14 protein-coding genes are annotated in these 22,612 nt (G+C 64.8%); 7 read left to right on the top strand and 7 right to left on the bottom strand.

The features are described from left to right. The first annotated feature begins 635 nt into the window (after positions 1 to 635). A complete protein-coding gene (locus CGL56_RS12910; RefSeq protein WP_143470726.1) occupies positions 636 to 1,706 on the top strand; it encodes a leishmanolysin-related zinc metalloendopeptidase in 1,071 nt (356 codons plus the stop codon). A gap of 462 nt (positions 1,707 to 2,168) precedes the next feature. On the opposite strand, the gene CGL56_RS12905 is transcribed toward CGL56_RS12910, so the two are convergent. The 5 genes from CGL56_RS12905 to CGL56_RS12885 all read right to left on the bottom strand — a co-directional run bounded on the left by CGL56_RS12905 (position 2,169) and on the right by CGL56_RS12885 (position 7,694). Next, positions 2,169 to 3,338, bottom strand: a complete 1,170-nt coding sequence (locus tag CGL56_RS12905; RefSeq protein WP_099106980.1) for a methylmalonyl-CoA mutase family protein — start codon at positions 3,336 to 3,338, stop codon at positions 2,169 to 2,171. A gap of 124 nt (positions 3,339 to 3,462) precedes the next feature. Next, on the bottom strand, positions 3,463 to 4,734 hold the full coding sequence (locus CGL56_RS12900) for a porin family protein (RefSeq protein WP_099106979.1): 1,272 nt from the start codon (positions 4,732 to 4,734) through the stop codon (positions 3,463 to 3,465). Then, the gene (locus tag CGL56_RS12895; protein ID WP_099107042.1) at positions 4,731 to 5,267 is read right to left on the bottom strand and encodes an RNA polymerase sigma factor; all 537 of its coding nucleotides are present in this window, start codon (positions 5,265 to 5,267) and stop codon (positions 4,731 to 4,733) included. The genes CGL56_RS12900 and CGL56_RS12895 overlap by 4 nt, the downstream gene beginning before the upstream one ends. A 91-nt stretch (positions 5,268 to 5,358) precedes the next feature. Next, entirely contained in the window at positions 5,359 to 6,762 is a 1,404-nt protein-coding gene (locus CGL56_RS12890; RefSeq protein ID WP_099106978.1) for a sulfatase family protein, read from the bottom strand. Between the two features lie 65 nt (positions 6,763 to 6,827). After that, on the bottom strand, positions 6,828 to 7,694 hold the full coding sequence (locus CGL56_RS12885; RefSeq protein WP_099106977.1) for an AraC family transcriptional regulator: 867 nt from the start codon (positions 7,692 to 7,694) through the stop codon (positions 6,828 to 6,830). A gap of 168 nt (positions 7,695 to 7,862) precedes the next feature. On the opposite strand from CGL56_RS12885, the gene CGL56_RS12880 reads away from it, so the two are divergent. Both CGL56_RS12880 and CGL56_RS12875 read left to right on the top strand, forming a co-directional pair. Then, positions 7,863 to 12,554: a sulfatase-like hydrolase/transferase gene (locus tag CGL56_RS12880; RefSeq protein ID WP_167641586.1), complete on the top strand. Its 4,692-nt coding sequence runs from the start codon at positions 7,863 to 7,865 to the stop codon at positions 12,552 to 12,554. Positions 12,555 to 12,657: 103 nt separating this feature from the next. Then, positions 12,658 to 13,992: a GntP family permease gene (locus CGL56_RS12875; protein ID WP_099106975.1), complete on the top strand. Its 1,335-nt coding sequence runs from the start codon at positions 12,658 to 12,660 to the stop codon at positions 13,990 to 13,992. A 160-nt stretch (positions 13,993 to 14,152) separates the two neighbouring features. Here the strand turns inward: CGL56_RS12875 and CGL56_RS12870 are convergent, their stop codons facing one another. Together CGL56_RS12870 and CGL56_RS12865 are read right to left on the bottom strand one after the other, a co-directional pair. Then, a complete protein-coding gene (locus CGL56_RS12870) occupies positions 14,153 to 15,814 on the bottom strand; it encodes a sulfatase (RefSeq protein WP_099106974.1) in 1,662 nt (553 codons plus the stop codon). A gap of 42 nt (positions 15,815 to 15,856) precedes the next feature. Next, positions 15,857 to 17,893 carry a glycoside hydrolase family 127 protein gene (locus CGL56_RS12865; protein ID WP_099106973.1) on the bottom strand — a complete coding sequence of 679 codons (2,037 nt, stop codon included), beginning with the start codon at positions 17,891 to 17,893 and terminating at the stop codon, positions 15,857 to 15,859. Positions 17,894 to 18,247: 354 nt separating this feature from the next. On the opposite strand from CGL56_RS12865, the gene CGL56_RS12860 reads away from it, so the two are divergent. From CGL56_RS12860 to CGL56_RS12845, 4 genes are read left to right on the top strand one after another with little or no spacing between them, the layout of a single operon-like run. After that, positions 18,248 to 19,405 carry a mandelate racemase/muconate lactonizing enzyme family protein gene (locus CGL56_RS12860; RefSeq protein WP_099106972.1) on the top strand — a complete coding sequence of 386 codons (1,158 nt, stop codon included), beginning with the start codon at positions 18,248 to 18,250 and terminating at the stop codon, positions 19,403 to 19,405. A 21-nt stretch (positions 19,406 to 19,426) separates the two neighbouring features. After that, positions 19,427 to 20,869, top strand: a complete 1,443-nt coding sequence (locus tag CGL56_RS12855) for an aldehyde dehydrogenase family protein (protein ID WP_099106971.1) — start codon at positions 19,427 to 19,429, stop codon at positions 20,867 to 20,869. Then, positions 20,866 to 21,816 (top strand): 2-dehydro-3-deoxygalactonokinase, encoded by a 951-nt coding sequence (locus CGL56_RS12850; RefSeq protein ID WP_099106970.1) that lies wholly within the window; start codon positions 20,866 to 20,868, stop codon positions 21,814 to 21,816. Before CGL56_RS12855 ends, CGL56_RS12850 begins: the two co-directional genes overlap by 4 nt. Next, positions 21,803 to 22,453, top strand: a complete 651-nt coding sequence (locus tag CGL56_RS12845) for a bifunctional 4-hydroxy-2-oxoglutarate aldolase/2-dehydro-3-deoxy-phosphogluconate aldolase (protein WP_099106969.1) — start codon at positions 21,803 to 21,805, stop codon at positions 22,451 to 22,453. Before CGL56_RS12850 ends, CGL56_RS12845 begins: the two co-directional genes overlap by 14 nt. Positions 22,454 to 22,612 lie beyond the last annotated feature (159 nt).

Below are 22,612 nucleotides of genomic sequence, written 5' to 3'. Positions count from 1 at the left end.
TCTCGACCCGAAGTTGAATGCGGACCCTCGCGGGTGCGCCGCTGCGCTGGGCACACCGCGGGGTCCTTTCGGGCCGTCGGGCCTGTGGTTCGGCGTGAGATGAATACGGACGCTCGCGGGTGCGCCGCTGCGCTGGGCACACATCGAGGTCCTGCCGGGCCGTCGGGCCTGTGGCCCGGCGTGAGGTGAATACGGACGCTCGCGGGTGCGCCGTTGTGCTGGGCACACCGCGAGGTCTTGGAGGGTGGTCGGGCCTGTGGCCCTTTATCTTGCTCGGCCTTAACGTGCACCGCTTTCGAAAACCACGGAGGCACGGAGGATCACGGAGCTGGTAGACCGTCTCCTTCGTGACGCTCTGTGTCTTCCTGGTTAAATATTGATCGGGCCTGGAGACCCGCCACCCCGCAGGTGTCGGTAGATTTTGCGGCTCGGCTGGCACGGCCTCGACCTTTAAAAATGTCGGCCACCCCCCCCTTGCGGGCATGGATTTCCAACATATTAGGGTTTTATCTCTGGGTAGGGTATGTTGCCATCCTAAATATTGGTTCAACAGCGATTTCACGGGCCTGCTGCCCGGATCGCTGTGAATTTTCACCCGTAACAATAGTTACCTAACTACCCCAAGCGAATACACTATGACGATTAAAAAATCACCTTCTTCCGCCGCGCGCCGCGTGCTGCGGGCCCTGCCGGCCTTAGCCCTTCCCCTGCTGTTCACGGCTTGTACGGAAGATGTCCAGGAAAGCATCGCCCCCCAGTCGGAGGCCCTTCCGCAACAGATCATTCAGCTGGCTCCCACCCCCGCTGATTGGGTGACCATCAAGGGAAGCGCCGTCGAAGAGGATGGCGCCAAGGCCAAGGATGGAAGGGCTACCCGGGCCGCCGGCAATGACCGGGGCAGGTTCAACATCGACCTGAAGTTCATTGTCCCCACCACCGACGAGCAGGTTGCCGTCTTCGAAGCCGCCGCCGCCCGCTGGGAGCGCATCATCATCAAGGACGTGCCCTCCATTACCGCCACCATTCCCTCGGCCTTTAATGGTTTCCCCCCCGCCGCGGAAGGGACCCTGGACGATATCGTGATCGAGGTAGCCCTGGCCCCCATTGACGGACCCGGGGGTATCCTCGGCCAGGCCGGCCCCCGCTTCGTACGGACCGCCGATGGACTGCCCCTTTCGGGCGTGATGTTCTTCGATGTAGACGACCTCGCTTTCCTGGAAGAGCTCGACCTCTTCGAGGAGGTGATCGTCCACGAAATGGGCCACGTACTGGGCGTTGGTACGCTATGGGATTACCGCGAACGCGACCTGGTACGCCAGGAAGGTACCAACCCCTACTTCGCCGGTCGTAAAGCCAACGTGTTCTGGAACGCGGAAGGCGGCACTTACGAGTTACCCGTGGAAAATATCGGAGGCCGTGGCACCCGACTGGGCCACTGGCGGGAATCGGTACTGCGGAATGAACTGATGACCGGCTTCCTGAACCTGGGCGAAAACCCCCTCAGCCGCATCACCGCCGGTTCCATGACCGACCTCGGCTACGGCGCCGCCATGGTCGGCGAACGCTACGACCTGCCCGGAGGCGCTACCGGAGTCAACCCCACTGACTTCGGTACTCACACCCACGACAATGCCACCCAGGCCGGCATCGACATCGCCGCCCGGGAAATCACCCTTACCCCCATCGGCTCGGTGACCGCCGACTAGCCGCGGTTACCGCCAATGGACCGGCATTCAGCAGGCTAAGGCCTGGACCCCAGTTAAATTGGAAAGACCCCCGCACGGAGATTGCTTCGTGTGGGGGTCGCTTTGTAGCGCCGACTTTAGTCGGCAAGCTGCCTTAGCCGGGCCGTCGGGCCTATGGCCCGGCGTGTATTACCGTGATGCGGGGGGCAGGTAGGGACACGTAATCAGATACAGGGAGTTACACAGAGCTGGCAGACCGTCTCCTCCGTGACGCTCTGTGCCTCGGTGGTTGACTAACGAATCGGGCTTGGAAGCCCTCAACCCCGTAGGAGCCACCACCTGCAAACGTCCGGTGATTAAGCGGTGGTTGGCTCGCTATCACACGAAGCCCAAAGCCGAGAAGGGGACAAGCGCCGTATAGCCGATGGGTGTAGAAAGCCGGGCGGCCTTAACCCCTTGACTCCCTGACCCCCTATCCCCTTGTCAAACCTCAGTAGCCTCAGCAAACCCGCCCTGCTGCTCGATCACCAGGAAGCGTTCCCAGGCGGCGTTCACGAGTTCCTCGGTGAGTTTTTCGAGGTAGTAGCTGCCGGCGGCGGGGTCGGCGTACTGCTCCAGGCCGGCTTCCAGGCGGAGGAGGTGCTGGATGTTGAGGGCCATGCGGTGACTGAACTCGCTGGTCTGCCGTTCGGCGGCGGCGCCTTCGGCGGGGGCCAGGAAGAGCTGGTCGGCGCCACCGGTCACGGCGCTGAGGGCCTGGGTGGTGAGCTTCAGGAGGTTGTGGTCGCGGTCGTCGCTCAGGGTGGCCACGTCGGTGTGGGCGGCGATGAATGCCGGGGGGGCGTCTTCGATCCCGAATCCCTTGAGCACGTTGGCCCACAGGATGCGCAGGGCGCGCAGCTTGGCGATGTCGACGTAGTAGGAGGTGCCCACCGTGAAGGCGAACTGGAGGTGGTCGTTCACGATTTCGGCGGAGTAGCCGCGGTCGCGCACCTGCTGGAGGTATTCGGCGCCCTTGGCGATGGCCAGGGCCAGCTCGCTGTCGGCCGAGGCCGGTCCGTTGTTGAAGCCGGCGGCGTTCACCTGCAGCACCTTGAAGCGGGGCATCCACTGGCTTACGAAGTCGAGCAGGCGGATCAGCGGGGGGAAGGGCGGCTCGCTCCAGTCGAGCAGGGGGTCGAAGTCGACGGAGCCCTCAATCTGGCTGAGGTCGTATCCCTCGCGGCGCAGGTACTTCACCAGGTCGCGGAAGAGCTCGGCGGGGTCCTGCCCCGGGTAGCGCAGGGCGCAGTGGAGTGAGACCATGTCCAGGCGGACGCCTTCGAGCAATTGGGCCACCTCGGCGGCGTCCGGCTGGTGGAAGAGGCGGTACAGCAGGGCCTCGGCCCCCTGCTCGAGGGCGGTGAGGGCGGAGGCGTGGATCTCCTCGTTCGTGCCGGAGTTGAGGTAGGCCCCGATGGCCCAGCCGGCGGGGCGGTCCAGCGGCGGACGGGCGGTCACTTCTTCGGCGGTGTAGAGCGGAGAGAGCTTGATCCGCTCGTTCACTTCGGCGTCGAGTTGGCTCAGGTCGTTCTTCAGTTCCTTGGCGACGCGGTCCAGCCAGTCGGACTTATCGGACGGCGGGAAGGAACGGGAGGGCGCGGCTACGGGCATAAGCAAGGGTTATAGCGCTAAATGTACGAAGAGATGATGGGGAAGCCAGTAGGGCCTTGTCAATAGGAAGTACGAAGTCAAAAGGACAAAGTGGAAAGTACGAAGGTCTCACTCCGCTTCCGCCCTAGAAGGCCCGCCGCAGTCCCAGCTGGAGCCCCGCCATCCAGTAGTGTTCGCCAAGGGGCGCACCGGGGTGGGTGAAGGAGCGGGGGTAGGACTTGAAGAAGGGTTCCAGCAGCAGCTGGGTAGCGTGGCTGGCGCCCAGGGTGTAGGTGGTCGTCAGGGAGGCCGTCCAGCCCAGGCCTACGTTGCCGCGGTAGTGGCCGCTGCTGGCCAGGTCGCGGGGTTCGCCCTGGTTGGGGTCGAGGTACTGTCCGCCCACGGCGGTGAACAGGTTGGCTACCGGCCCGGCGTTCAGGCTCAGCCGCAGGCGGCCGCGGCTCAGGTCGTAGCCGGCCAGTACGGGCACCTCCAGCAGCCGCAGGTGGTTGTTGCGGCGCACCAGGGTCATCACGCCATTGCGGAGGGCGTCGTATTCCAGCTGGTTGCGGATCTCGGCGTAGGTCAGTCCCGAATGCAGCGACCACCGCTGGCCCAGGCGGTACTGCAGGCGGGCGGTCAGCTGGTAGCTGAGTTCGGGGAATTCGCTTACCTCGCGGGCGTCGCGCACGGCCCGGCTTTCCCCCTCCCGCAGGGTGAACCGCTGGTGGGCGTAAGCGGCTCCGAGCAGTACTTCTCCCCGGAGGCGGTTGCTGCCCAGCGCCCGGAAGCCCGGGGTGGTTGGGTGTGCCGACAACTCCGGCAGGGGCAGCGGCGCCACGACCACCAGAGACAGGGTCACGGGCAGGGCGGAAACTGCAGTTGCCAGGGCGGGCGGCGGCACATCCAATGTCGTACTGGCCACTACGGGGGCAGCCGTGCGGGTCGGAGTAGGGGCAGTGTGGGCTGGAGAAACGGCAGGGTACGGCCGATCCGGCGGCGGCGGCATTTCGGAGCTTGATACCACCCCGGCCTTGGCGTTGGTGGTCGCGGCGTTGGCGGCCGGCGCGGTCAGGGGGAAGGCGGCGGAGTTTGCGTTGCGGAGGGCTGTTGGTTCCGGCTGCGGCACCTGCGGGCGCGCCCAGAGGAACAGCGTCAAGGCTGCCAGTACCAACAGGAAAGTAGCCAGTGCGTAGGCCGGCCAGGGGGTGCGGCGGCGGGCGGCGGCGATGCGGTCCCACATTCCCGCGGGCACGGGGGCCTGGCGGCGGGCGAGGCGGTCGGCGAAGAGGTGGTCCAGGGCCTCCCCGGCGGGAATGGCTTCCTTGCGGGCGGCGATCTTTTGCCAGAGGTCGGCGGGTACTTCGGCCTTGCGGTCGCCGAGGCCCTCCCGGAAAAGGTCGTCGAGCGGGTTCATATGGCGATGCGTTGGCGGCGTTCGATCTGTTGCTGGAGCAGCTTGCGGGCCTTGAGCAGCTGGCTGCGGGAGCTGGCCTCCTGGATGCCGAGTTGCTGGCCGATCTCCTTGTGGCTGTAGCCCTCGATGGCGTAGAGGTTGAAGACGATGCGGTAGCCGTCGGGCAGCTGGCGAATGAGGTCGAGCAGCTCCTGCTCCCCCAGGTCGGTGTAGGCCGTGGGGGCGCCGCCGTGTTCGGGTACGTCGTCGAGCCCCGTCTGCTCCAGGCTGAAGCGTTTGCGCTGGTAGGTCTTCAGGGCCACGTTCACGCAGAGGCGGCGGGCCCAGCCGGCGAACGACCCCTGGAAACCGTAGTGGTTCAGCTTGGCGAAGAGGCGCACGAAGGTGTCCTGCAGCACGTCCTCCGCCTCGGCCTGGGTACGGCAGTAGCGTTGGCAGACGCCCATCAGCAGGGGAGCGTACCGCTCGAACAGGGCCCGCTGGCAGCGCTCTTCGCCCCGCAGGGACCCCTCGATCATTTCCTTTTCCTTCATGCTCAGCATCGGAGGCTTCTGCTTTAAAGGTAGGACACGGCGGACAAAGAAAACGTGGCCCGGGGGCGGCGGCGCGCGGGTGCCGGGGGAATCAGGGGGCGGAGCCCGCCAACTCGGCCTTGAGCTGGTCGGCGAAGGCGGTCAGCCGTTCCACCACGGCGGGGTGGGCGGCGGCCACGTCGGTGGTCTCCCCGGGGTCCTGGCGCAGGTCGAAGAGCGACAGCCCGATGGAGTCGCGGCGGTACTTGACCGGTTGCCCGCCGGTGGCGGGGGGCTGCTCCCCGACGGTGGGGTAGGTGTGGGGGAAGTGAAGCTTGTAGCGGCCGTTGGCGCTCACCACCGCCTCCAGGTCGTCGAGCCAGTAGATGGCGTAGGGGGTGGGGGAGGGCCGTTCGGTGTGCCCCAGGAAGTCGCTGAGGCGCTCGTGGCCGTCCAGGGGGCGGTCGGGCAGGGGGGCGCCCACCAGGCGGGCCAGACTGGGCAGCAGGTCGGTGGTCATCAGGTTGGCCTGGCTCACGGTGCCGGTGGGGGTGTGGCCGGGCCAGTGGGTGATGAGGGGTACGCGCACCCCGCCTTCGAAGCTGCTGGCCTTACCCTCTCGGAAGGGGGTGCGACCGGCGTGGTCGCCGTAGCTGAGCCAGGGCCCGTTGTCGCTGGAGAAGATGAGGAGGGTGTTGTCGGCCATGCCCCGGTCGGCCAGGGCCTGGCGGATTTCCCCCACGCCGGCGTCGATCTCGGCGATTACGTCGGCGTACAGCCCCTGGCCGGTGGGCGTCAGGTAGTCGGGGTCTTCGGCCAGCGGCACGTGGGGCAGGGAGTGGGCCAGGTAGAGGAAGAGGGGGCCGCTGGCCGGATCGTGAGCCGCGATCTGGCGGGTGGCTTCCTCATTGTACATCCGGTTCAGGGTGGTGAAGTCGGAGAGGCTGTCTACCAGCCGGTGACCCTCCAGCAGGGGCACCCGTTCCGGGAAGTAGCGCTTGGCCCAGGCTTCGGGGTGGCTGGCCCACATGTCGTGGCTGTAGGGGATGCCGAGGTAGCTGTCGAAGCCCTGGTCGGTGGGCAGGTAGGGCGGGCGGTGCCCCAGGTGCCACTTGCCCACCATGGCGGTGCGGTAGCCGCGGCCCTTCAGCACTTCGGCCAGGGTGGTTTCCTCGGGGGCCAGTCCGGCCTTCGCGGTGTGGTCCAGCGCGCCCCTCAGCCCTACGCGGTTGGGGTAGCAGCCGGTGAGCAGGGCGGCCCGGCTGGCGGTGCAGACGGCCTGGGCTACCCGGAAGTCGGTGAAGCGGACGCCCTCGGCGGCCAGCCGGTCGAGGTGGGGGGTGCTGACGTGGTCGCCGCCGTAGGCGCCGATGTCGGCGTAGCCCATGTCGTCGGTGAAGATGAGCACGATATTCGGCGGGGCGTCCGGGGTGGCGGCGGCTTCGGCGGGGGGTGCCGGGGCACTACCGCAGGCGTGCAGCAGCAGGGCGCAGAGGGGCAGCAGGTATTTCAACATCCGGAAAATATACGGACCTTCTCCGGGCTGGATGTCCGCAGCGGAGGTGAGGGGCAGGGAAGTCCCTACGCGTGCATCTTGCGGTAGCGGCTGCGGTACTGGCTGGGGGTAATACCCTTGGCCTTCCTGAAGATGCGGTTGAAGTTGGTCAGCGACTGGAAGCCTACGTCAAAGCAGATTTCCTTGATCTGCCGCTCGTTGCCAATGAGGAGTTGACAAGCCTTGTTGATCCGGAATTCATTCAGGAAATGAAAGAAGGTCTTGTTGGTCCGGTTCTTGAAGAAGCGGCAGAAGGCCGGGGGCGTAAGGCAGGCTACGTCCGATATGTCGTCCAGGGTAATTTCCTGGGTATACCGCTCAAAAATGTAATTGATTACCGATTGCAGGCGGCTTTCCTTGGTGACCTCCGTGGGCAGGGTAAAATCGTGACTGGCGAGAAACTCATAGTCCGTCTGCCGGCTGAGGACGTCCATGATGCGGAGGAAGTGGACTATGCGGTCCACGGAGCCGGCCCCGGCCAGCTGCAGCATCAGGGGGTGGATGGCGGGCAGGCAGCTGGTGGAGAACAGCATGCCGTTCGCGGAGCGGTGTAGCAACATTTTCATGGTCGAGAGCTCCGGCAGGGCAAACAGGTCAATACCCTTCAATTGGGATTTAAACTTCACGACGATGAAGTCCGCACTCAGGCCCCCGGTATTCAGGTCATCATTCCGCCACAGGTGTGGTAGCCATTGCCCTACCAATACCAGTTCCCCAGCCTTGAAATTGGACATGTGGTCGCCAACGATGCGCATCCCCTGCCCTTCCAGGAAATAGATCAGTTCGTATTCTTCGTGGAAATGCCAGTTTTGTCCGATGTAGGGCTGCTGGATGCGACGCACGGAGATAGAACTAAGGGGATCGCTGTCGGTGGTCTTGTACTGTAGCTTCATGATGGGGCGACTAACCAATTATTGATGGGGTCCCTAAGGTAACCCGCCCTCGGGGATTAAAATACGGTCACCGGCCAGCAGGTTAAAATCCGTGAAGCGATCGGTAAATATCAACCAGCCTCCGGTCGGGGGCCATGATAGTTTTGGAGGATCATGCAAAAACACACTATGCAACCTCAATTCTACCCATTACGGTATTTTATTCTGCTGCTGCTGGGGCTGTCCTTCCTGTCCCCGGCGGGCGCCCAGACCGGCGGCGGTGGTGAACGGCCGAACATCCTGGTCATCATGGCGGACGACTTGGGCTACGGCGACGTGGGATTCAACCGCGCCGCGGATTACCCGGCCGACCTGGGCATCATTCCCACCCCCCGCCTCGACGCCCTGGCCGCCGCGGGCATCGTGGCCACCAACGCCCACGTGGCCCACCCCTTCTGCGGACCCAGCCGGGCGGCCATCCTTTCGGGGGTCTACCCCCACCGCATCGGGGCCCAGTACAACCTGCCCAACGACATCACCACCCCCCTGGGCATTCCCGAGTCGGAAACCTACTTCTCCCGGCTCATCGACCAGGCCTCCTACCACACCATGGCCGTAGGGAAATGGCACCTGGGCTTTGCTCAGGGGCAATATCAGCCCCAGGATCGGGGGTTTGACGAATTCTTCGGCTTCCTCGGCGGCGGCAAGAGCTACTTCCGCAGCGCATACGACCAGGTGTGGTACAAGTACCGCCCCACCGACCCCGAATACAACGACCCGGCGCGCTACAACGAACCCAAGGACAACCACACCACCAACGAATACCAGGACCCCCTGCGGCGAAACCGCGACTACGTAGACCGCAAGGAATTCGGACTGGAGGAGTACCTCACCGACGTCCTTACCGACCAGGCGATCGACTTCATCGACCGCAAGGCGTCCGAGGACGACCCCTTCTTCCTCTACCTGGCCTATAACGCCCCCCACACCCCCCTGCAGGCCCCAGAGGAGGAGATCGCCGCCTTCAAGGCTGCCAACCCCGACTTCGAGGAGCTGGTCCGCAACAGTCCCTACCTGCGGGAAAGCCCCCCGGTGACCCAGTTGCCCGCCGCTGAGCAAGCTGCCATGATCGAGGAACTGGTCCGCGAACGCATCGTCTACGCCACCATGGTGGCCAATATGGACGCCAACATCGGGCGGGTGGTCGACAAACTGCGGGCGACGGGCGAACTCGACAATACCCTCATCATCTTTCTGAGCGACAACGGCGGCTACCGCTGGACCAAGGGGGCGGTGAATTATCCCCTGGACGACCAGAAGGGCAGCGTCGACGAGGGCGGTCACCGGGTGCCCTTTTTCGTCCACTGGCCCGCCCGCATCACCACCCCCGCCACCTACGACTACACCCTGAGCGCCCTGGACCTTTATCCCACCCTGGTGAAGGCCGCCGGTGGTGAGATCCCCGCAGGAAAACGCCTCGACGGGGTGGACTTCCTCGATGCCCTCATCGCCGGCCGCGACGCCCGCCCCGGGGAGCCCATCTACGTGCTCCGCCCCCAGGATGGCTTTCACAATGCCGCCGTGGTATCCTACCCCTACCGGATGACCAAGAAGGGCGGCAACGGGCCCTGGCGGCTGTTTGACGGCCAGGTAAACCCCGAGGTGGAACTTACCGGCGCGGTGGGCAGTACCACGGCCGAAGCCGTTAAGTTCCAGCTCGAACGCCAAGGGGCGGAATGGTCGCGGGACTTCTACGACGTCAAACCCAGCTGGTTTGACCACGACCGCAACGGCGGCCACCCCCACCGCATCCTTTGGTACGGGGAAGACCTTGCCGGCAACACCGCCGAGCCGGTCTTCGCAGACTACGAGCGCACCTTCGACTACGCCTCCCACAAAGCCGGGGACGGCGCGGTCTACCCCCACACCGACCCCCTCAACCTCAAGGCGTGGACCCTCAACGAGGCCCTGAGCGACGAGTTCGAGGGCGACACCCTCGACGAGAACAAGTGGCTGATCCAGGGCCGCGACGGCGAGTACCGCTCCAACTTCGTGGGCCGCGCCCCCTGGCAGTACTCCACCGACAACGTGCGGCTGGAGGACGGGATGCTCAAGATCCAGACCCGCTACGAACCCGACCGAGAGTGGGTGAACCCCGGTACCGATGAATACCGCTGGACCACCGGCGGCATCAGCACCAAGGAAACCCTCTTTGAAGGGTATATGGAAATCAAGTGCCGCCTACCCGTGGAGTTCGTCACCGGGGCCTTCTGGACCACGGGCGCCAAGGGGGTACTCTCCGAGCTCGACGTCTTCGAGGCCGTGGGCAAGGGCCGCCGGCAGAACCTGATGTGGTCCACCATCCACGATTGGACCATCCCCAACCCGAACAAGGTCTGGACGGAAACCCACGAGCTGCCCTTCAGCTTCTCCGACGGCTTCCACGTCTTCGGCGCCGAGTGGGGCTCGGATACCGTCCGCCTCTACGCCGACGGACAGCTCATCGCCTCTACCTCCCGGCAGTGGGTGGAGGAGAACGGCATCGACTCCAAGCGGTGGCCCCTTGTCGGGGGGCAGCACATCTGGGTGGATTCGGAGATCTTCCCCTGGTGGGGCGAGCCCGACCCGGCCAACCTGCCCGTCGACTACGAGGTGGAATACGTCAGGGTGTGGGAACGCGAGGAACCCAACCCCAATACTGGCCGGGTGTACGACTTTGAAGGCCCCGTGGAACTGCAGGACGGCAGTTACGAAGACTGGTTCATCCCGGGTTTTGCCCAGGACTACTACGCCATCACCACGGAAAAGCCCTTTTCCGGGCAGCGGTCCCTCAGGTTCACCCACTCCGGGGCCCTAACCAGTAATGCGGTGGCCTTCGCCCCCTTCGGTTCCCTGAACCTGGAGGCCGGCAGTCAGGTGATGACGGCCAGGATCTGGGTGGCCGAAGGCAGCACGCGCACCCTCATCCGCCCCATCCTGGAAGACCCCTGGGTGGAGCTGCCCGGCATCGACATTTCCGGACTGCCCACCAACACCTGGACCACCGTTACCCTGCCCTTCACCCGCGAGCTGCCCTCCGGGGAGAAGGACCGCCTGCGGCTGCTCCTGCGGCCCGGCGATACCGACGCCGACAGCAGCACCGTCTATATCGACGACATCCGTTTCAGCGTCTACCGGCCGGTCGCCGGCCTGACCATCGCCCCGGATTCTGCCCGCATCGAAGTAGGGCAGTCGGTCACCCTGGTCGCGGAGGTGAAACCCGCCGACGCTACCCGCCCCCAAATTTACTGGACCTCAAACGACACGACGGTGGCCACCGTCGACGCCGCGGGTACGGTCCTGGGCGTGGGCCCGGGTACCACAGTCATCACGGCCACGACCGAGGAAGGAGGTTTTACGGCCACGGCCGCGGTAGAGGTGACCCCCTACGTTCCCCTGACGACCGTTTACGACTTCGAAGGGCCCATTCAGCTAGGCGACGGTACTTCCCAGGATTGGTTCATCCCCGCCTTCGCCCAAGCGAACTACCGCCTGACCAACGAGCGGGCCTATGCAGGCAACAAGTCGCTGAAGTTCACCCACGCTGGCACCCTGGGCAACAATGGCGTGGCCTTTGCCCCCTTCGGTACCCTGAAGCTCGGCACCGGCATCCACAACCTCCGCCTGCGGGTGTGGGTGGAAGCGGGCAGCAGCCAGACTCTTTTCCGGCCCATCCTGGAGGAGCCCTTCCAGGAACTGACTTCCCTGGAAATTACGGAGCTGCCCACGGGGCAGTGGGTAACGGTGGACATCCCCTTCACCCGCGACGCCAACTCCGGGCCCAAGGACCGCCTCCGCCTGCTGGTGCGCCCCACGGATACCGACGCCGGCAGCAGTACGGTTTACTTTGACGAGATCGAAATCAGCGCCGGTACGCCCTGGGTGGCCATCACGGGGGTAGGGGTGTTCCCCGATTCCCTGCAGCTCACCGTCGGGGATACCACCCGCCTGACTACCACGGTGGCGCCGGCCGATGCCAGCGACCCAACCGTGACCTACGCCTCCCTCGACCCCGGGGTGGCCACCGTGGATACCGCCGGCCTCGTCCACGCCGTAGCGGCCGGATACACTGCCGTGGTGGCTACCACCGCCGACGGGGGCCTCACCGACACGGTGGAGGTGACCGTACTGAACCCCGTACCGCTCGGACAGCACATCTGGCTGCAGGCCCACTCGGGCTACTACCTCCGGCTGAGCCAGCAGGCAAAGGTGATCGAGGCCAACGCCGCCCAACCGGAAGACGCCGAGACCTTTAAGGTAGTGGACGCCGGGGAGGGATACATCGCCCTGCGCGCCACCTCCCACGACAAGATCCTCCAGGTCTTCAAACAGGACGCAAACATCTTCAAGGCGAATTCCCGCCAGATTACGCAAGACGAACGCCTGAGCTGGGAACCACAGGCTCCCTACCGCGTGTCCTTCCGCACCCAGGCCAATGACCTATACGCTACGGTGGACCCCCGGCACACCGACCTCCGCCTGCGGGCCAACGCCGACGCGGTGGGCGACTGGGAAATCTTCAATTGGGGATTCGTCGATGCGCAAGCTACGGCTGGCGCCGGAAAACCCGCTACCATTGCAACCGCCGCCCCGTCGCTGCAGGTAGCGGTGTACCCCAACCCCCTGCGGAAGAATGAGCTAACGGTGGCCCTGTCCGGAACCGGCGTCCATGAACTGACCATTTCCACCCTGGCGGGTCAGCGGGTCTACGTCGCCTCGGTGGAGGGTGGGGATCGGCTGATTATCGACACGGGCCGCTTTTCCGCCGGCAGCGGGGTCTACCTCATCCGTGTGGATTCCCCCGCGGGGTCGGTAGTCCGCAAGCTCGTCATCGCCCGCTAAGAATTGCTTGTAACATGATCGGAATTTCAAAACGCCGGGGAAGCACGCTTTCCCGGCGTTTCGCTACCCGGTAGGGGGATTCCGCATCGCAACTTCCTTGCTTATGTACCCCCTCATCGTCCTCTTCGTCGTACTGCTGCTCCTCATCGTGGGCATTTCCCGCTGGGGCTGGCACCCCTTCATCACCCTGCTCCTGGCCGGGCTGGCCCTGGGGGTCTGCTCCGGTCTTGGCGGGCGGGAGACCGTCGATCTGCTGGCCGAAGGCTTCGGCAACACCCTGCAGTGGATCGCCGTGGTGGTAATCCTGGGGGCTTTCGTCGGGGAGGTGCTACGGGAAACGGGGGGTGCGCTGCGCATATCCACCGCCGTGGTGCGGCTGTTCGGGGAGCGGTTTCTGCCGTGGGCTATGGGCCTGACCGGCTACATCGTGTCAATTCCGGTGTTCGTCGACGTGGCATACATCGTACTCCAGCCCGTGACGGAAGCAATCGCGGCCCGCAGCCGCCGACCGGTGCTGGTGATCGGCCTGGCCCTGACGGCTGGGCTCACCGTATCCCACACCCTGCTGCCCCCGACCCCCGGCCCCCTAGCCGTCGCTTCCATCTTGGAGGCCGATCTGGGGCGGATGATCCTGATCAACGCTTTCGTGGGCCTCTGCTGCCTGGCGGGCGGGGTACTATGGGCCACCTACGGTTGCCGGAACGTCTGGATCGCCCACGACGACCGCATCGAGGCGGAGCAGTCCGCGGAACAACTGGTAGCGCCCCCCGGAGACCGGCTGAGGGGCGCCTGGTTCGACCTGCTGCCCATCGTCGTGCCGATCCTACTGATGGCCGCCGGCTCCTTTCGGCCCGACCTGGGCGGTGATTGGGTTGATGAGTGGCTGATTTTCCTCAGTACCCCGATGATTGCCGTACTGATCGGGGCGGGGGTGGCCGCGTGGCAGTACCGGAACCGCCGTCAACCTGGACCCTCCCTTGGGAACCTCGTGGAACAGGCCATCGTGAAGTCTGCCCTGGTCATCATGATCACCGGCGCCGGGGGCGCATTCGGTTACCTCATCCGGGCGGTGGGCATTCAGGACTCCCTCGCGGAGGCCTTCACCCTGCTGCCCTGGATCGGCTTTTTCCTGCCGTTCATGGTTTCGGCCATCCTGACTACGGCCACGGGTTCCATTACAGTGTCCCTGATCGGGGCTGCCTCAATCGTGGGGCCCATGCAGCCGGTACTGCCCTACTCCGTGGAGGTTACGGCAGCACTCGTGGGGTGTGGTGCTTTTTGCGTATTCCACGCCAATTCCAGCTTCTTTTGGCTCCTGAACCGCTTGCACGACGTCCCCGTCCCAGTACTCTACCGTACGTACACCGTCCAGTCCCTCGTCATGGGTATGTCGGGTTTGATCGGGGTGGGGGTCCTTTACTTTCTGGGTCTGGCCTGAATCCCGGGCAGCCCTGCAGCAGCGGCAGTTTTCTCCTTAATGCACTCGGGGATGGCCGAGCAGGGATGGTGCCCGCGCAGCCGGGTCGACTGTTCCGTTTGCGGCTAGGGCATGCTCACAGTGAGCTGGCGGGCTGAGTCGTGCAACCTGTCCGTGGGTTTCATTTTGTCCGGGGGGAGGGGTTATCGGGGGCCATGTTGCCCTGCCATCCGCGGTCGAGCTGCCGGAGTAGGGTAGTGGTGAGCTCGGGGCGGGCTTCGGCCACGTTGCGGGTTTCGTCGGGGTCCTCCTGGTGGTCGTAGAGTTCGACGTAGAGGGGCTCGGCGTCCGGCTGTCGGCGGTCTTTCCAGGCCACCAGGCGGTAGCGGTCGGTGCGTATGGTGTAGCCCATCAGGTGGTTTTCGAAGAGGTCACGGTCCCACTTCTCGCCCTGCTGCTCGATGATGCGGTCTTCGACTTCCTCGATGAGGGGGCCGAAGTAAGTCTCCCGCATGCCCTCGGAGAGGGGGTTGGCGGCCCACTCCCGCAGGGCGGGGTTGGGGTACTGGCTGAAGGCCGCCGGCTTCCATTCCCGGTTTGGGTCGGCCAGCAGGGGCACGAAGCTTTGTCCCTCCAGTTGTTCGGGCTGCTCCAGTCCGGCCAGCTCCACCAGGGTGGGGAAGAGGTCCACCAGCTCCACCAGGGCGTCGGTCTTCGCGCCGCGGGAGGCTTCCGGCATGGTAGGGGTGTGGATCATCAGGGGGACGCGGGTGGCGATCTCGTAGTTCGTGGCCTTGCCCCAGATGCCGAGGTCGCCGAGGTGCCAGCCGTGGTCGCCCCAGACCACCACTACGGTGTTGTTTAGTTCACCGGAGGCCTCCAGGGCTTCCATCATCCGTCCGATCTGGGCATCGACGTAGCTCACGCTGGCCAGGTAGGCGTGCTTGAGGGTGATGGCCAGTTCCTCGTCGATGGGACCGGAATCGGGGATGCCGTCGCGGACGCGCAGCTCAAAGGAGGCGTGGAGCCCCATTGCGGCCCCTCCCTCCGGGGCGTCGGCTACTGCGGCGGCGCGGATGTCTTCCCTGTCGTAGAGGTCCCAGTACTTCTTGGGGGTGGTCCAGTTCAGGTGGGGGTGGTGGAACCCCAGTCCGAGGAAGAAGGGCTTCTGTCCTTCCCCCACCAGGTCCCCGAGGGTGGCGATGGCCTGATCGGTGTGGTAGCCGTCGGGGTAGGCCTGGTCGGGTACGTCGGCCATCTCGTAGGCCGGGCCCAGTCCGAGGCCGTAGGTGTTGCTGCCGTACTTCTCCCGCATCTCGGCTTGGTTGCGCTCGTACAGCTCCTGGTTTTCCTTCAGGGCGTAGCCCCCGGGGTTGTTGGGGGCCGGCACTTCCGGTTTGGTGGGCTTGCGGCTCCACGACAGCTCCTCATCGGTGAAGCGGCCGTGGAAAATCTTACCGCTGTAGACGGTCTCGTAGCCGTGCTGCCGCAGGTACTGCGGCAGGGTGAGGATGTCCGGGGAGGTCTCGCGGAAGTAGGCGTAGTTCTCGGTCACCCCATTGGTTTCCGGCCGGGTGCCGGTCATCAGGCTGGCCCGGGAGGGACCGCAGATCGCCTGTTGGCAGTAGGCACGGTTGAAGAGCAGGCCGCGGCCGGCCAGGGCGTCCAGATTAGGCGTCACGGCGATCTCCGAACCGTAGGCCCCGAGTTCCGGGCGCAGGTCATCAACGGCGATGAACAGGAAGTTGGGGCGGGCGTCGGCGGCGGCGTCGGACCCGGTGGTCGCCGTTTCAGATTGGCAGCCGAACAGCAGGGCAAACAGGAACAGGGGTAAGAGTCGCATGGATCGAAGGCGCTTGTAAGTCATTTCATCAAAGGAGTGGGGTTACCGGGAGGCGTCCCAGAGAACGGGCAGGAAGACGGTCATCTCCGCGGTGCCGCGGTTGCTCCAGGCAAAGTAGGGTATGAAGCGGGTGGGGTAGGTGGTGAAGGCGGGCTTGCTGACCTTGCGGTACATGCCCTCTTCCTCGTCGTTCCGCAGCAGTACGTTGGCGCGGATGGTGGTGACCCCGCCGAGGAAGTCGGGCTCGTGGACGGCCGCGAAGGGCTGGTTGCCAGGCAGGTAAACGTCCAGGATCTGCACGTCCTCCGGCAGGTCGGGCGATTCCATGCAGTAGACTACCGGGCCGCGGGTGACCGCCACCTGGTTGCGCACCTCCTCGATCAGGGGGTGGCCCTCCACCAGGCTGACCTCCATGGGAAGCTCCAGCTCCACGACGTCGCCCGCTTTCCAGGCCCGCTCTACGGTAGCGTAGCTGCCGGGGGTAGCCGGCTGGTCGAGGGGCTGTCCGTTCACCCGGATCGTGGCCCCCTCGGCCCATCCCGGGATGCGCAGCAGCAGGGCGAAGGGGTCGGCCTTGCTTTCGTGGACCGTCAGCCGCACGTGGCTGTCCCAGGGATAATTGGTTTCCTGGGTCAGGCGGATCGCAGACCCGTCGGTAAGTTCGGTGTCCAGGCGGTTGCCGCCGTAGAGGTTCACGGCCAGGCCGTTGTCGCTGAGGCTGTAGGCCCAGCCCGACGACTTGGCGATGGTGCGCACCAGGTTGGGCGGGCAGCAGAAGCAATCGATGTAGGGCTCACGGCAGGCGGACTCCGTACCGGAGTAGTCGCGCACCCCCTTGTTCATGCGCAGGGGGTTGGCGTAGAAGTAGTCCTTTCCCTCCAGGCTGATGCCGGAGAGGGCGCTGTTGTAGAGGACGCGCTCGATCACGTCGGCGTACTTGGCTTCCCCCTTCAACCCCAGCATCCGCCAGTTGAACATGGCGTTGGAGATGTTGGCGCAGGTCTCGTTGTAGGCCGTGGCATTCGGCATCATGTAGTCCTCGATGAAACCCTCGTGGACCAGGTCGAACTTCATTGACGCCCCGTAGTGGGTCTGCCCCAGGGCCCCGGTGACGTACATCTTGCGGTTGGTGGCACTGTCCCAGATGCGCTCCAGGGCGTCGAGGATGGCCTGCTCGCCGGTTTCTGCGTAGACGTCGGCGGCCCCCGACCAGAGGTACATGCCCAGGACGGCGTGGCCCACGGCTTCGGTCTCGTCGCGCAGGGGGGTGCGGTTCTGGTGCTGGTCGCCGCGGAAGAAGACGGGTACGGTAGGGTCGTCTGGCATCACTTCCTCCCGGCCCTCCACCTGGTAGCCCCGGTTGTCGACGAAGGTCTGCGCCAGTTCCAGGTAGCGGCGGTCGTGGACGGTGCGGTAGAGTTCCACCAGTCCCATGATCTGGGAGGGGTTGAAGCCGAAGGACTTGAGGCTGTCGGGCGTGGGCTGGAACTTGCCGTAGAGGAAGTCCGCGTGGCGGGTGGCGATGTCCAGGAAGTTGGTCTGCCCCGTTACCCGGTGGTGGATGCTTGCGGCCGTCAGCAGGTGGCCACTGTTGTACATTTCGTGGTGGTTGATCAGGGAATAGCGGGGGGTGTCCTTGATCTGGGTGTGGGTGGAGAGGTAGCCGTCGGGCTGTTGGGCGCGGGCGATGATGTCGATGATCCCGTCCAGTTCCTCCAGCAGGCGTTCATCGTGGTTGAGGGCGTAGAGGTAGACCACCGCTTCCATCCACTTGTAAAAGTCTCCATCGTGCCACCACGTTCCCCCGGCTTCCCCTTCCATCAGCCCGGCCGCGATCTTGAAGTTGTTCAGGGCGTGGCCAACGTCGCCCTTCAGCAGGGTACCCATGTGGGGAATCATGGTGTGTTCGGCCACGGCCACCTTGTCGGCCCAAAAGCCGTCGGTCCACTGGCAGTCGCCGATGTCGACGTTGCGGAAGGTAACGTGGGTGCTCTGGCTCAGGTTGAGGATGCCGCCTTCCTGGGCGGCGGCGGGCAGGGTGCAGAGGGAGAGCAGGAGGGGAAGGATCAGGCTGCGCATGGGGGGTATCGACTTTGCGGGCAGGGCGGCGGCGGCCGACCTGCCCCGGTAAGGCTTGCTGCACAAAGCTCCGCACCGCAGCGGGCGAAAACTGGGCTGCTCTTGCCCTTCGATGACCGTATTTTAACGGCCTGGCCCCGGGGACCGGCGCGGGCCCCCGTAGCTGGTAAGGTAAAATAGTGCCGGTGGCCGGTAATATCGGTTTACCCCCGCCGGGCCTCCCCCGGTAGATTTGTCCGCAAGTTATTCCAGTAACATTTCGCGCCGGCGGGGCGCGGGATCCGGGGAATAGCCGTAACCGCCCGCCGGGCCGGTTGCCGTCAACACTTGAGTCGAAAAGCCACCTATAACATTATGAGCGTGAAGATTGCCAGTATCGAGACCTTCCTGTTGTCCGATCGGTTGGAGGAGACCTTTTACTTTTCCCAGTGGGCCTATTCCGAGCGGAGGATTTGCGTGGTCAAGGTGACGACCGACTGCGGCACGGTGGGGTGGGGGGAGGGCTACGGCCCGGCCGACGTGCTGGCCGCGGGCATCAACCTGCTCAAGCCGTTGCTCATCGGCCGCAACCCCATTGAGCAGGAAACCCTCTGGTTCGAGATGTACCGCAAGACCCTCGACTACGCCCGCCGCGGCGTGCTGGTGGCCAGCATCAGCGCCCTCGACATTGCCCTGTGGGACATCAAGGGCAAGCTGCTCAACCAACCGGTGAGCGCCCTGCTGGGCGGCCGCCACCGCCGCCGGATCAAACCCTACGCCACCGGGTTATACTTCTCCGACGGCGACAACCTCGCCGGGCGGCTGGCCCGGGAGGCCGTCGGCTACGTCGAACAGGGTTTCCAGGCCATTAAGATGAAGGTGGGGCTGTCGCTGCGGCAAGACATGGAGAACGTCCGGGCCGTCCGCCAGGCCATCGGTCCCGATACCCGGCTGATGGTCGACGCCAACCACGCCTACTCCTTGCGGGAGGCCGCCGAACTTTGCCAGAAGATCGAACGCTTCGACATCGGCTGGTTCGAGGAGCCGGTCAGCCCCGAGCAGTACAACCACTACCGCGACCTGCGGTGCAAGACCTCCATCCCCATCTCCGGGGGAGAATGCGAATACCTCCGCTTCGGCCACCACCAGCTGTTGAAGAACGAATGCGTGGACATCCTGCAGATCGACATCTGTTCGGCCGGCGGGCTCACCGAGGCCAAGCGAGTGGCGGCCCTGGCCGCCACCTACGGGGTGGAGATCGTACCCCACACCTGGGGCACGGGCATTGCCTTCCATACCGCCCTCCACTTCATCGCCAACCTGGAGCCCACGCCGGGCCGGCTGTTCCCCCCGGATTGCTACATTGAGTACGACCGCACGAGCAACGGCATCCGCGAGCGGCTCACCCTGCCGGCCATCAGCATGTGCAATGGCTTCATCGCCGTGCCCGAGGGCCCGGGGCTGGGCATCGAGGTCGACGAAGACATCCTCAACCACTACGCGCAACCCAAAAAAACCGGTATTTCGGTCTGACCGCAACCCGCAACCCTGACTATGCAATTCGGACACAAAAGACTTTACATCGACGGCCAGCTCGTGGAAGCCGCCGCCGGCGCTACCCGGCCCGTCATCTGCCCCGCGGACGAATCCACCGTAGCCACCATCGCCTGGGCCGGGGCCGCCGACACCCGCCGGGCCCTCGCGGCTGCCGAACGCGGCTTCCGCTACTGGTCCGCCCTGCCCCTGGGCGAACGGCAGCAGTGGATGGACCGCCTGCGCCGCGCCATCGACGACAAACGCGACCTGCTGCGGCAGAGCATCATGCACGAGATGGGCAAGGTGTGGGCCGGCACCGCGGAAGACCTGGACAGCATCACCGATTCCCTGCGCTTCTACGCCACGGAGATGGAAAAGCGGCAGCCGGTGGAGATCCCCGACCGGGAGGGCACCCACCACCACCGCATCATCGAGCAGCCGTTGGGCGTGGTCGTGGCTTTCCTGGCCTACAACTTCCCCCTCCTCAACCTGGGCTTTAAGCTCGGCCCCGCCCTGGCGGCCGGCTGCTCCATCATCCTCAAGCCCTCGGAGCTTTCACCGCTGTCGGCCTATATCCTGGGGGAAATCTGCGACGAGATCGGTTTCCCGGCGGGGGTGATCAACATCATCTGCGGCGACGTGGCGGAGGTCGGTGTGCCCCTCTGCGAAAGCACGGTGCCTCGCCTCATCACCATGATCGGCTCCACCCAGACCGCCCAGCACCTTATCCGCCAGAGCAGCGCCACTTCCCTGAAGCGCTACAGCATGGAGTGTGGAGGCAACGCCCCCTTCATCGTTTGTGAGGACGCCAACCTGGACGCCGCCGTCGGGCTGGGGGTGGCCCTGAAGGTGGGCAACGCCGGCCAGATTTGCGTGGCCCCCAACCGCTTCTTCATTCACGAAAGCCACCTGGATTCCTTCATCGAAGGGATGACCGCCGCCTTCGCCGATACCAAACTGGGCTTTGGCCCGGAGGAGGACCCCGACATGGGCCCCCTGGTCAACCGCGCTGCGGTGGAAAAGGTAGACGGCATCGTGCGGGAGGCCCTCGCCCAGGGAGGGGAGCTGGTCAGCGGCGGCGAACTGCCAGACGGGCCCGGGTTTTACTACCCGCCCACCCTGGTGAAGCTGGACGACCCGCGGGCCCCCGTACTCCAGCGGGAAATCTTCGGACCGGTGGCCCTGGTCACCGCCTTCTCCGACCCGAGAGAGGTGCTCGCGCTGGCCAACGACACCGAGGCCGGGCTGGCCTCCTACGTCTTCTCCAACCGCCAGGAGGACCTGGATCTTTTTTCCGAGGGACTTGAATTCGGTGAAGTCCAGCTCAACGGCGTCAAATACGCCATCTACCTGCCACACGGAGGGGTCAAGAACAGCGGTATCGGAGTAGACTGCTCCACCTACGCCCTGGACGATTACCTCGTTAAAAAGCGCGTATCCACCGCCCTGAGTCCGGCATGAAACTGCCTACCCACTTCATCAGTTGCGACTGGGGCACCACCAATTTTCGCCTCCGCCTGGTGACCACCGATAATTTGGAAATCCTGGCCGAACAGACGGTGGGGGAGGGGGTGAAAGCCCTCTTCCTGGCCCGCCCCGATAGCAGCTCGGCGGAGCGCGAACGCTACCTGGCTACCTACCTGGCTGAGCGCATCAGGGCACTCCCCGGTGCTGCAGAACACCCCGTGGTGATCAGCGGCATGGCGTCGTCGAATATCGGACTTCGGGAATTGCCCTACGCAACCCTCCCCCTTACCCTGGACCACCCCGACCTGGAGTGGGAAGCCCTCACCCTGCCGGATAACCGGCCGGCCGTCCTGATTTCCGGCGTGCGAGATGCACTGGACGTCATGCGGGGGGAGGAAACCCAGGCCCTCGGCCTGGCTGGGGGCTTGGCGGGGTACGACCGGGGGGTATTGCTACTTCCTGGTACCCACTCCAAGCACCTTCAATACGAAACCGGTGCCTTTACCGCCTTTACCACCTATTTGACGGGGGAACTTTTTGCCCTCCTTACCGAACACAGTCTGCTGCGGCAAGCCATCTGCAAGCCTCCCGGCGGGGCCTTCCGGGCGGAGGCTTTCCAGGAGGGGGTGCGGGCGGCCGTCGACCAGGGCCTCACCGCCCGGCTGTTCACCGTACGGGCCCGTCAGCTCCTGTCCCACTCCGACCCGACCGACAACTTCTTTTTCCTGAGTGGGCTCCTGATCGGGGACGAACTCCGCTCGCTGCACCGCCCGGGTAGCCAGGTTTTCCTGGCTGCTGGCGAACCCTTCCTGACCCTGTACCGGCTGGCCCTGGAGGAGATTGTCGGGCTGGCTTGTATTCACTGTTTTTCGGAACCCGCGCTCGACGCCGCACTGTTGGCGGGACAGCGAACCATGCTTGCCGCCTATGTCAACGGATAATACCATCTTCTGGAAACGCTTCCACGCCGCCCCGGTGGTCGGGATTGCCCGCGGTTACGCCACGGATACCGTCTTGCGAATCGGTGAGGCCTACGCCGCGGCGGGCTTGACCACCCTGGAAATCACCATAAACTCCCCCGACCCCACCGCCTCGATTGCCCGCCTGCGGGAGCAGCAGCCCACCCTGAATGTAGGGGCGGGAACGGTATGTACGGAAGCCGACCTCGACCGGGCGCTGGACGCGGGTGCCATGTTCATCGTAACGCCCGTCCTGGCCGAAGCCGTCATTAGCCGCTGCGTGGCCGCCGGCGTTCCGGTGTTTCCCGGGGCGTACACCCCGACGGAAATTTACCGGGCGTGGACGCTGGGGGCCCCCGCCGTTAAGGTCTTTCCGGCCGGGCAGCTCGGAGTGCAGTACCTGAAAGACGTGCTGGGCCCCCTGAACGAAGTGAAGCTGCTGCCAACCGGCGGGGTCGATCTGGGCAACATCCAATCCTTCCTTGCCGCCGGTGCCGTAGGGGTGGGCATGGGCAGTTCCCTACTGGATAAGGCGCTGATCGCTGCGGGTGATTTCCGGGGGCTGGAAGCCCATTTCTCATCCGTCCGAGCCAAATCGGCCTACACCCTAGTGGGATAATCAGCCAAGGACCGAAATGGGATAAATTTGGGTTCGGGCTGGTTAAAATGTGGTCAGTTTTGGGTAGGGTGAGGTATTTTCTTTGCTAGTGCTCCTGGAAATAGGGGGTCGCTAATCCATAATTAACGGGAGGCTGTGCTTTCAGTGATTGGGTAGCGT

Origin of the sequence: Neolewinella marina (assembly GCF_002631205.1) — a bacterium.
GTDB classification, from domain to species: domain Bacteria; phylum Bacteroidota; class Bacteroidia; order Chitinophagales; family Saprospiraceae; genus Neolewinella; species Neolewinella marina.
Note: the sequence above shows the minus strand (reverse complement) of the source record. Positions and strands in the feature narration are given on the sequence as shown.

Bases quoted from the DNA above. Each gene is read 5' to 3' on its own strand.
- CGL56_RS12910 (WP_143470726.1), top strand. From the start codon at position 636: ATGACGATTAAAAAATCACCTTCTTCCGCCGCGCGCCGCGTGCTGCGG.
- CGL56_RS12905 (WP_099106980.1), bottom strand. From the start codon at position 3,338: ATGCCCGTAGCCGCGCCCTCCCGTTCCTTCCCGCCGTCCGATAAGTCC.
- CGL56_RS12900 (WP_099106979.1), bottom strand. From the start codon at position 4,734: ATGAACCCGCTCGACGACCTTTTCCGGGAGGGCCTCGGCGACCGCAAG.
- CGL56_RS12895 (WP_099107042.1), bottom strand. From the start codon at position 5,267: ATGAAGGAAAAGGAAATGATCGAGGGGTCCCTGCGGGGCGAAGAGCGC.
- CGL56_RS12890 (WP_099106978.1), bottom strand. From the start codon at position 6,762: ATGTTGAAATACCTGCTGCCCCTCTGCGCCCTGCTGCTGCACGCCTGC.
- CGL56_RS12885 (WP_099106977.1), bottom strand. From the start codon at position 7,694: ATGAAGCTACAGTACAAGACCACCGACAGCGATCCCCTTAGTTCTATC.
- CGL56_RS12880 (WP_167641586.1), top strand. From the start codon at position 7,863: ATGCAACCTCAATTCTACCCATTACGGTATTTTATTCTGCTGCTGCTG.
- CGL56_RS12875 (WP_099106975.1), top strand. From the start codon at position 12,658: ATGTACCCCCTCATCGTCCTCTTCGTCGTACTGCTGCTCCTCATCGTG.
- CGL56_RS12870 (WP_099106974.1), bottom strand. From the start codon at position 15,814: ATGCGACTCTTACCCCTGTTCCTGTTTGCCCTGCTGTTCGGCTGCCAA.
- CGL56_RS12865 (WP_099106973.1), bottom strand. From the start codon at position 17,893: ATGCGCAGCCTGATCCTTCCCCTCCTGCTCTCCCTCTGCACCCTGCCC.
- CGL56_RS12860 (WP_099106972.1), top strand. From the start codon at position 18,248: ATGAGCGTGAAGATTGCCAGTATCGAGACCTTCCTGTTGTCCGATCGG.
- CGL56_RS12855 (WP_099106971.1), top strand. From the start codon at position 19,427: ATGCAATTCGGACACAAAAGACTTTACATCGACGGCCAGCTCGTGGAA.
- CGL56_RS12850 (WP_099106970.1), top strand. From the start codon at position 20,866: ATGAAACTGCCTACCCACTTCATCAGTTGCGACTGGGGCACCACCAAT.
- CGL56_RS12845 (WP_099106969.1), top strand. From the start codon at position 21,803: ATGTCAACGGATAATACCATCTTCTGGAAACGCTTCCACGCCGCCCCG.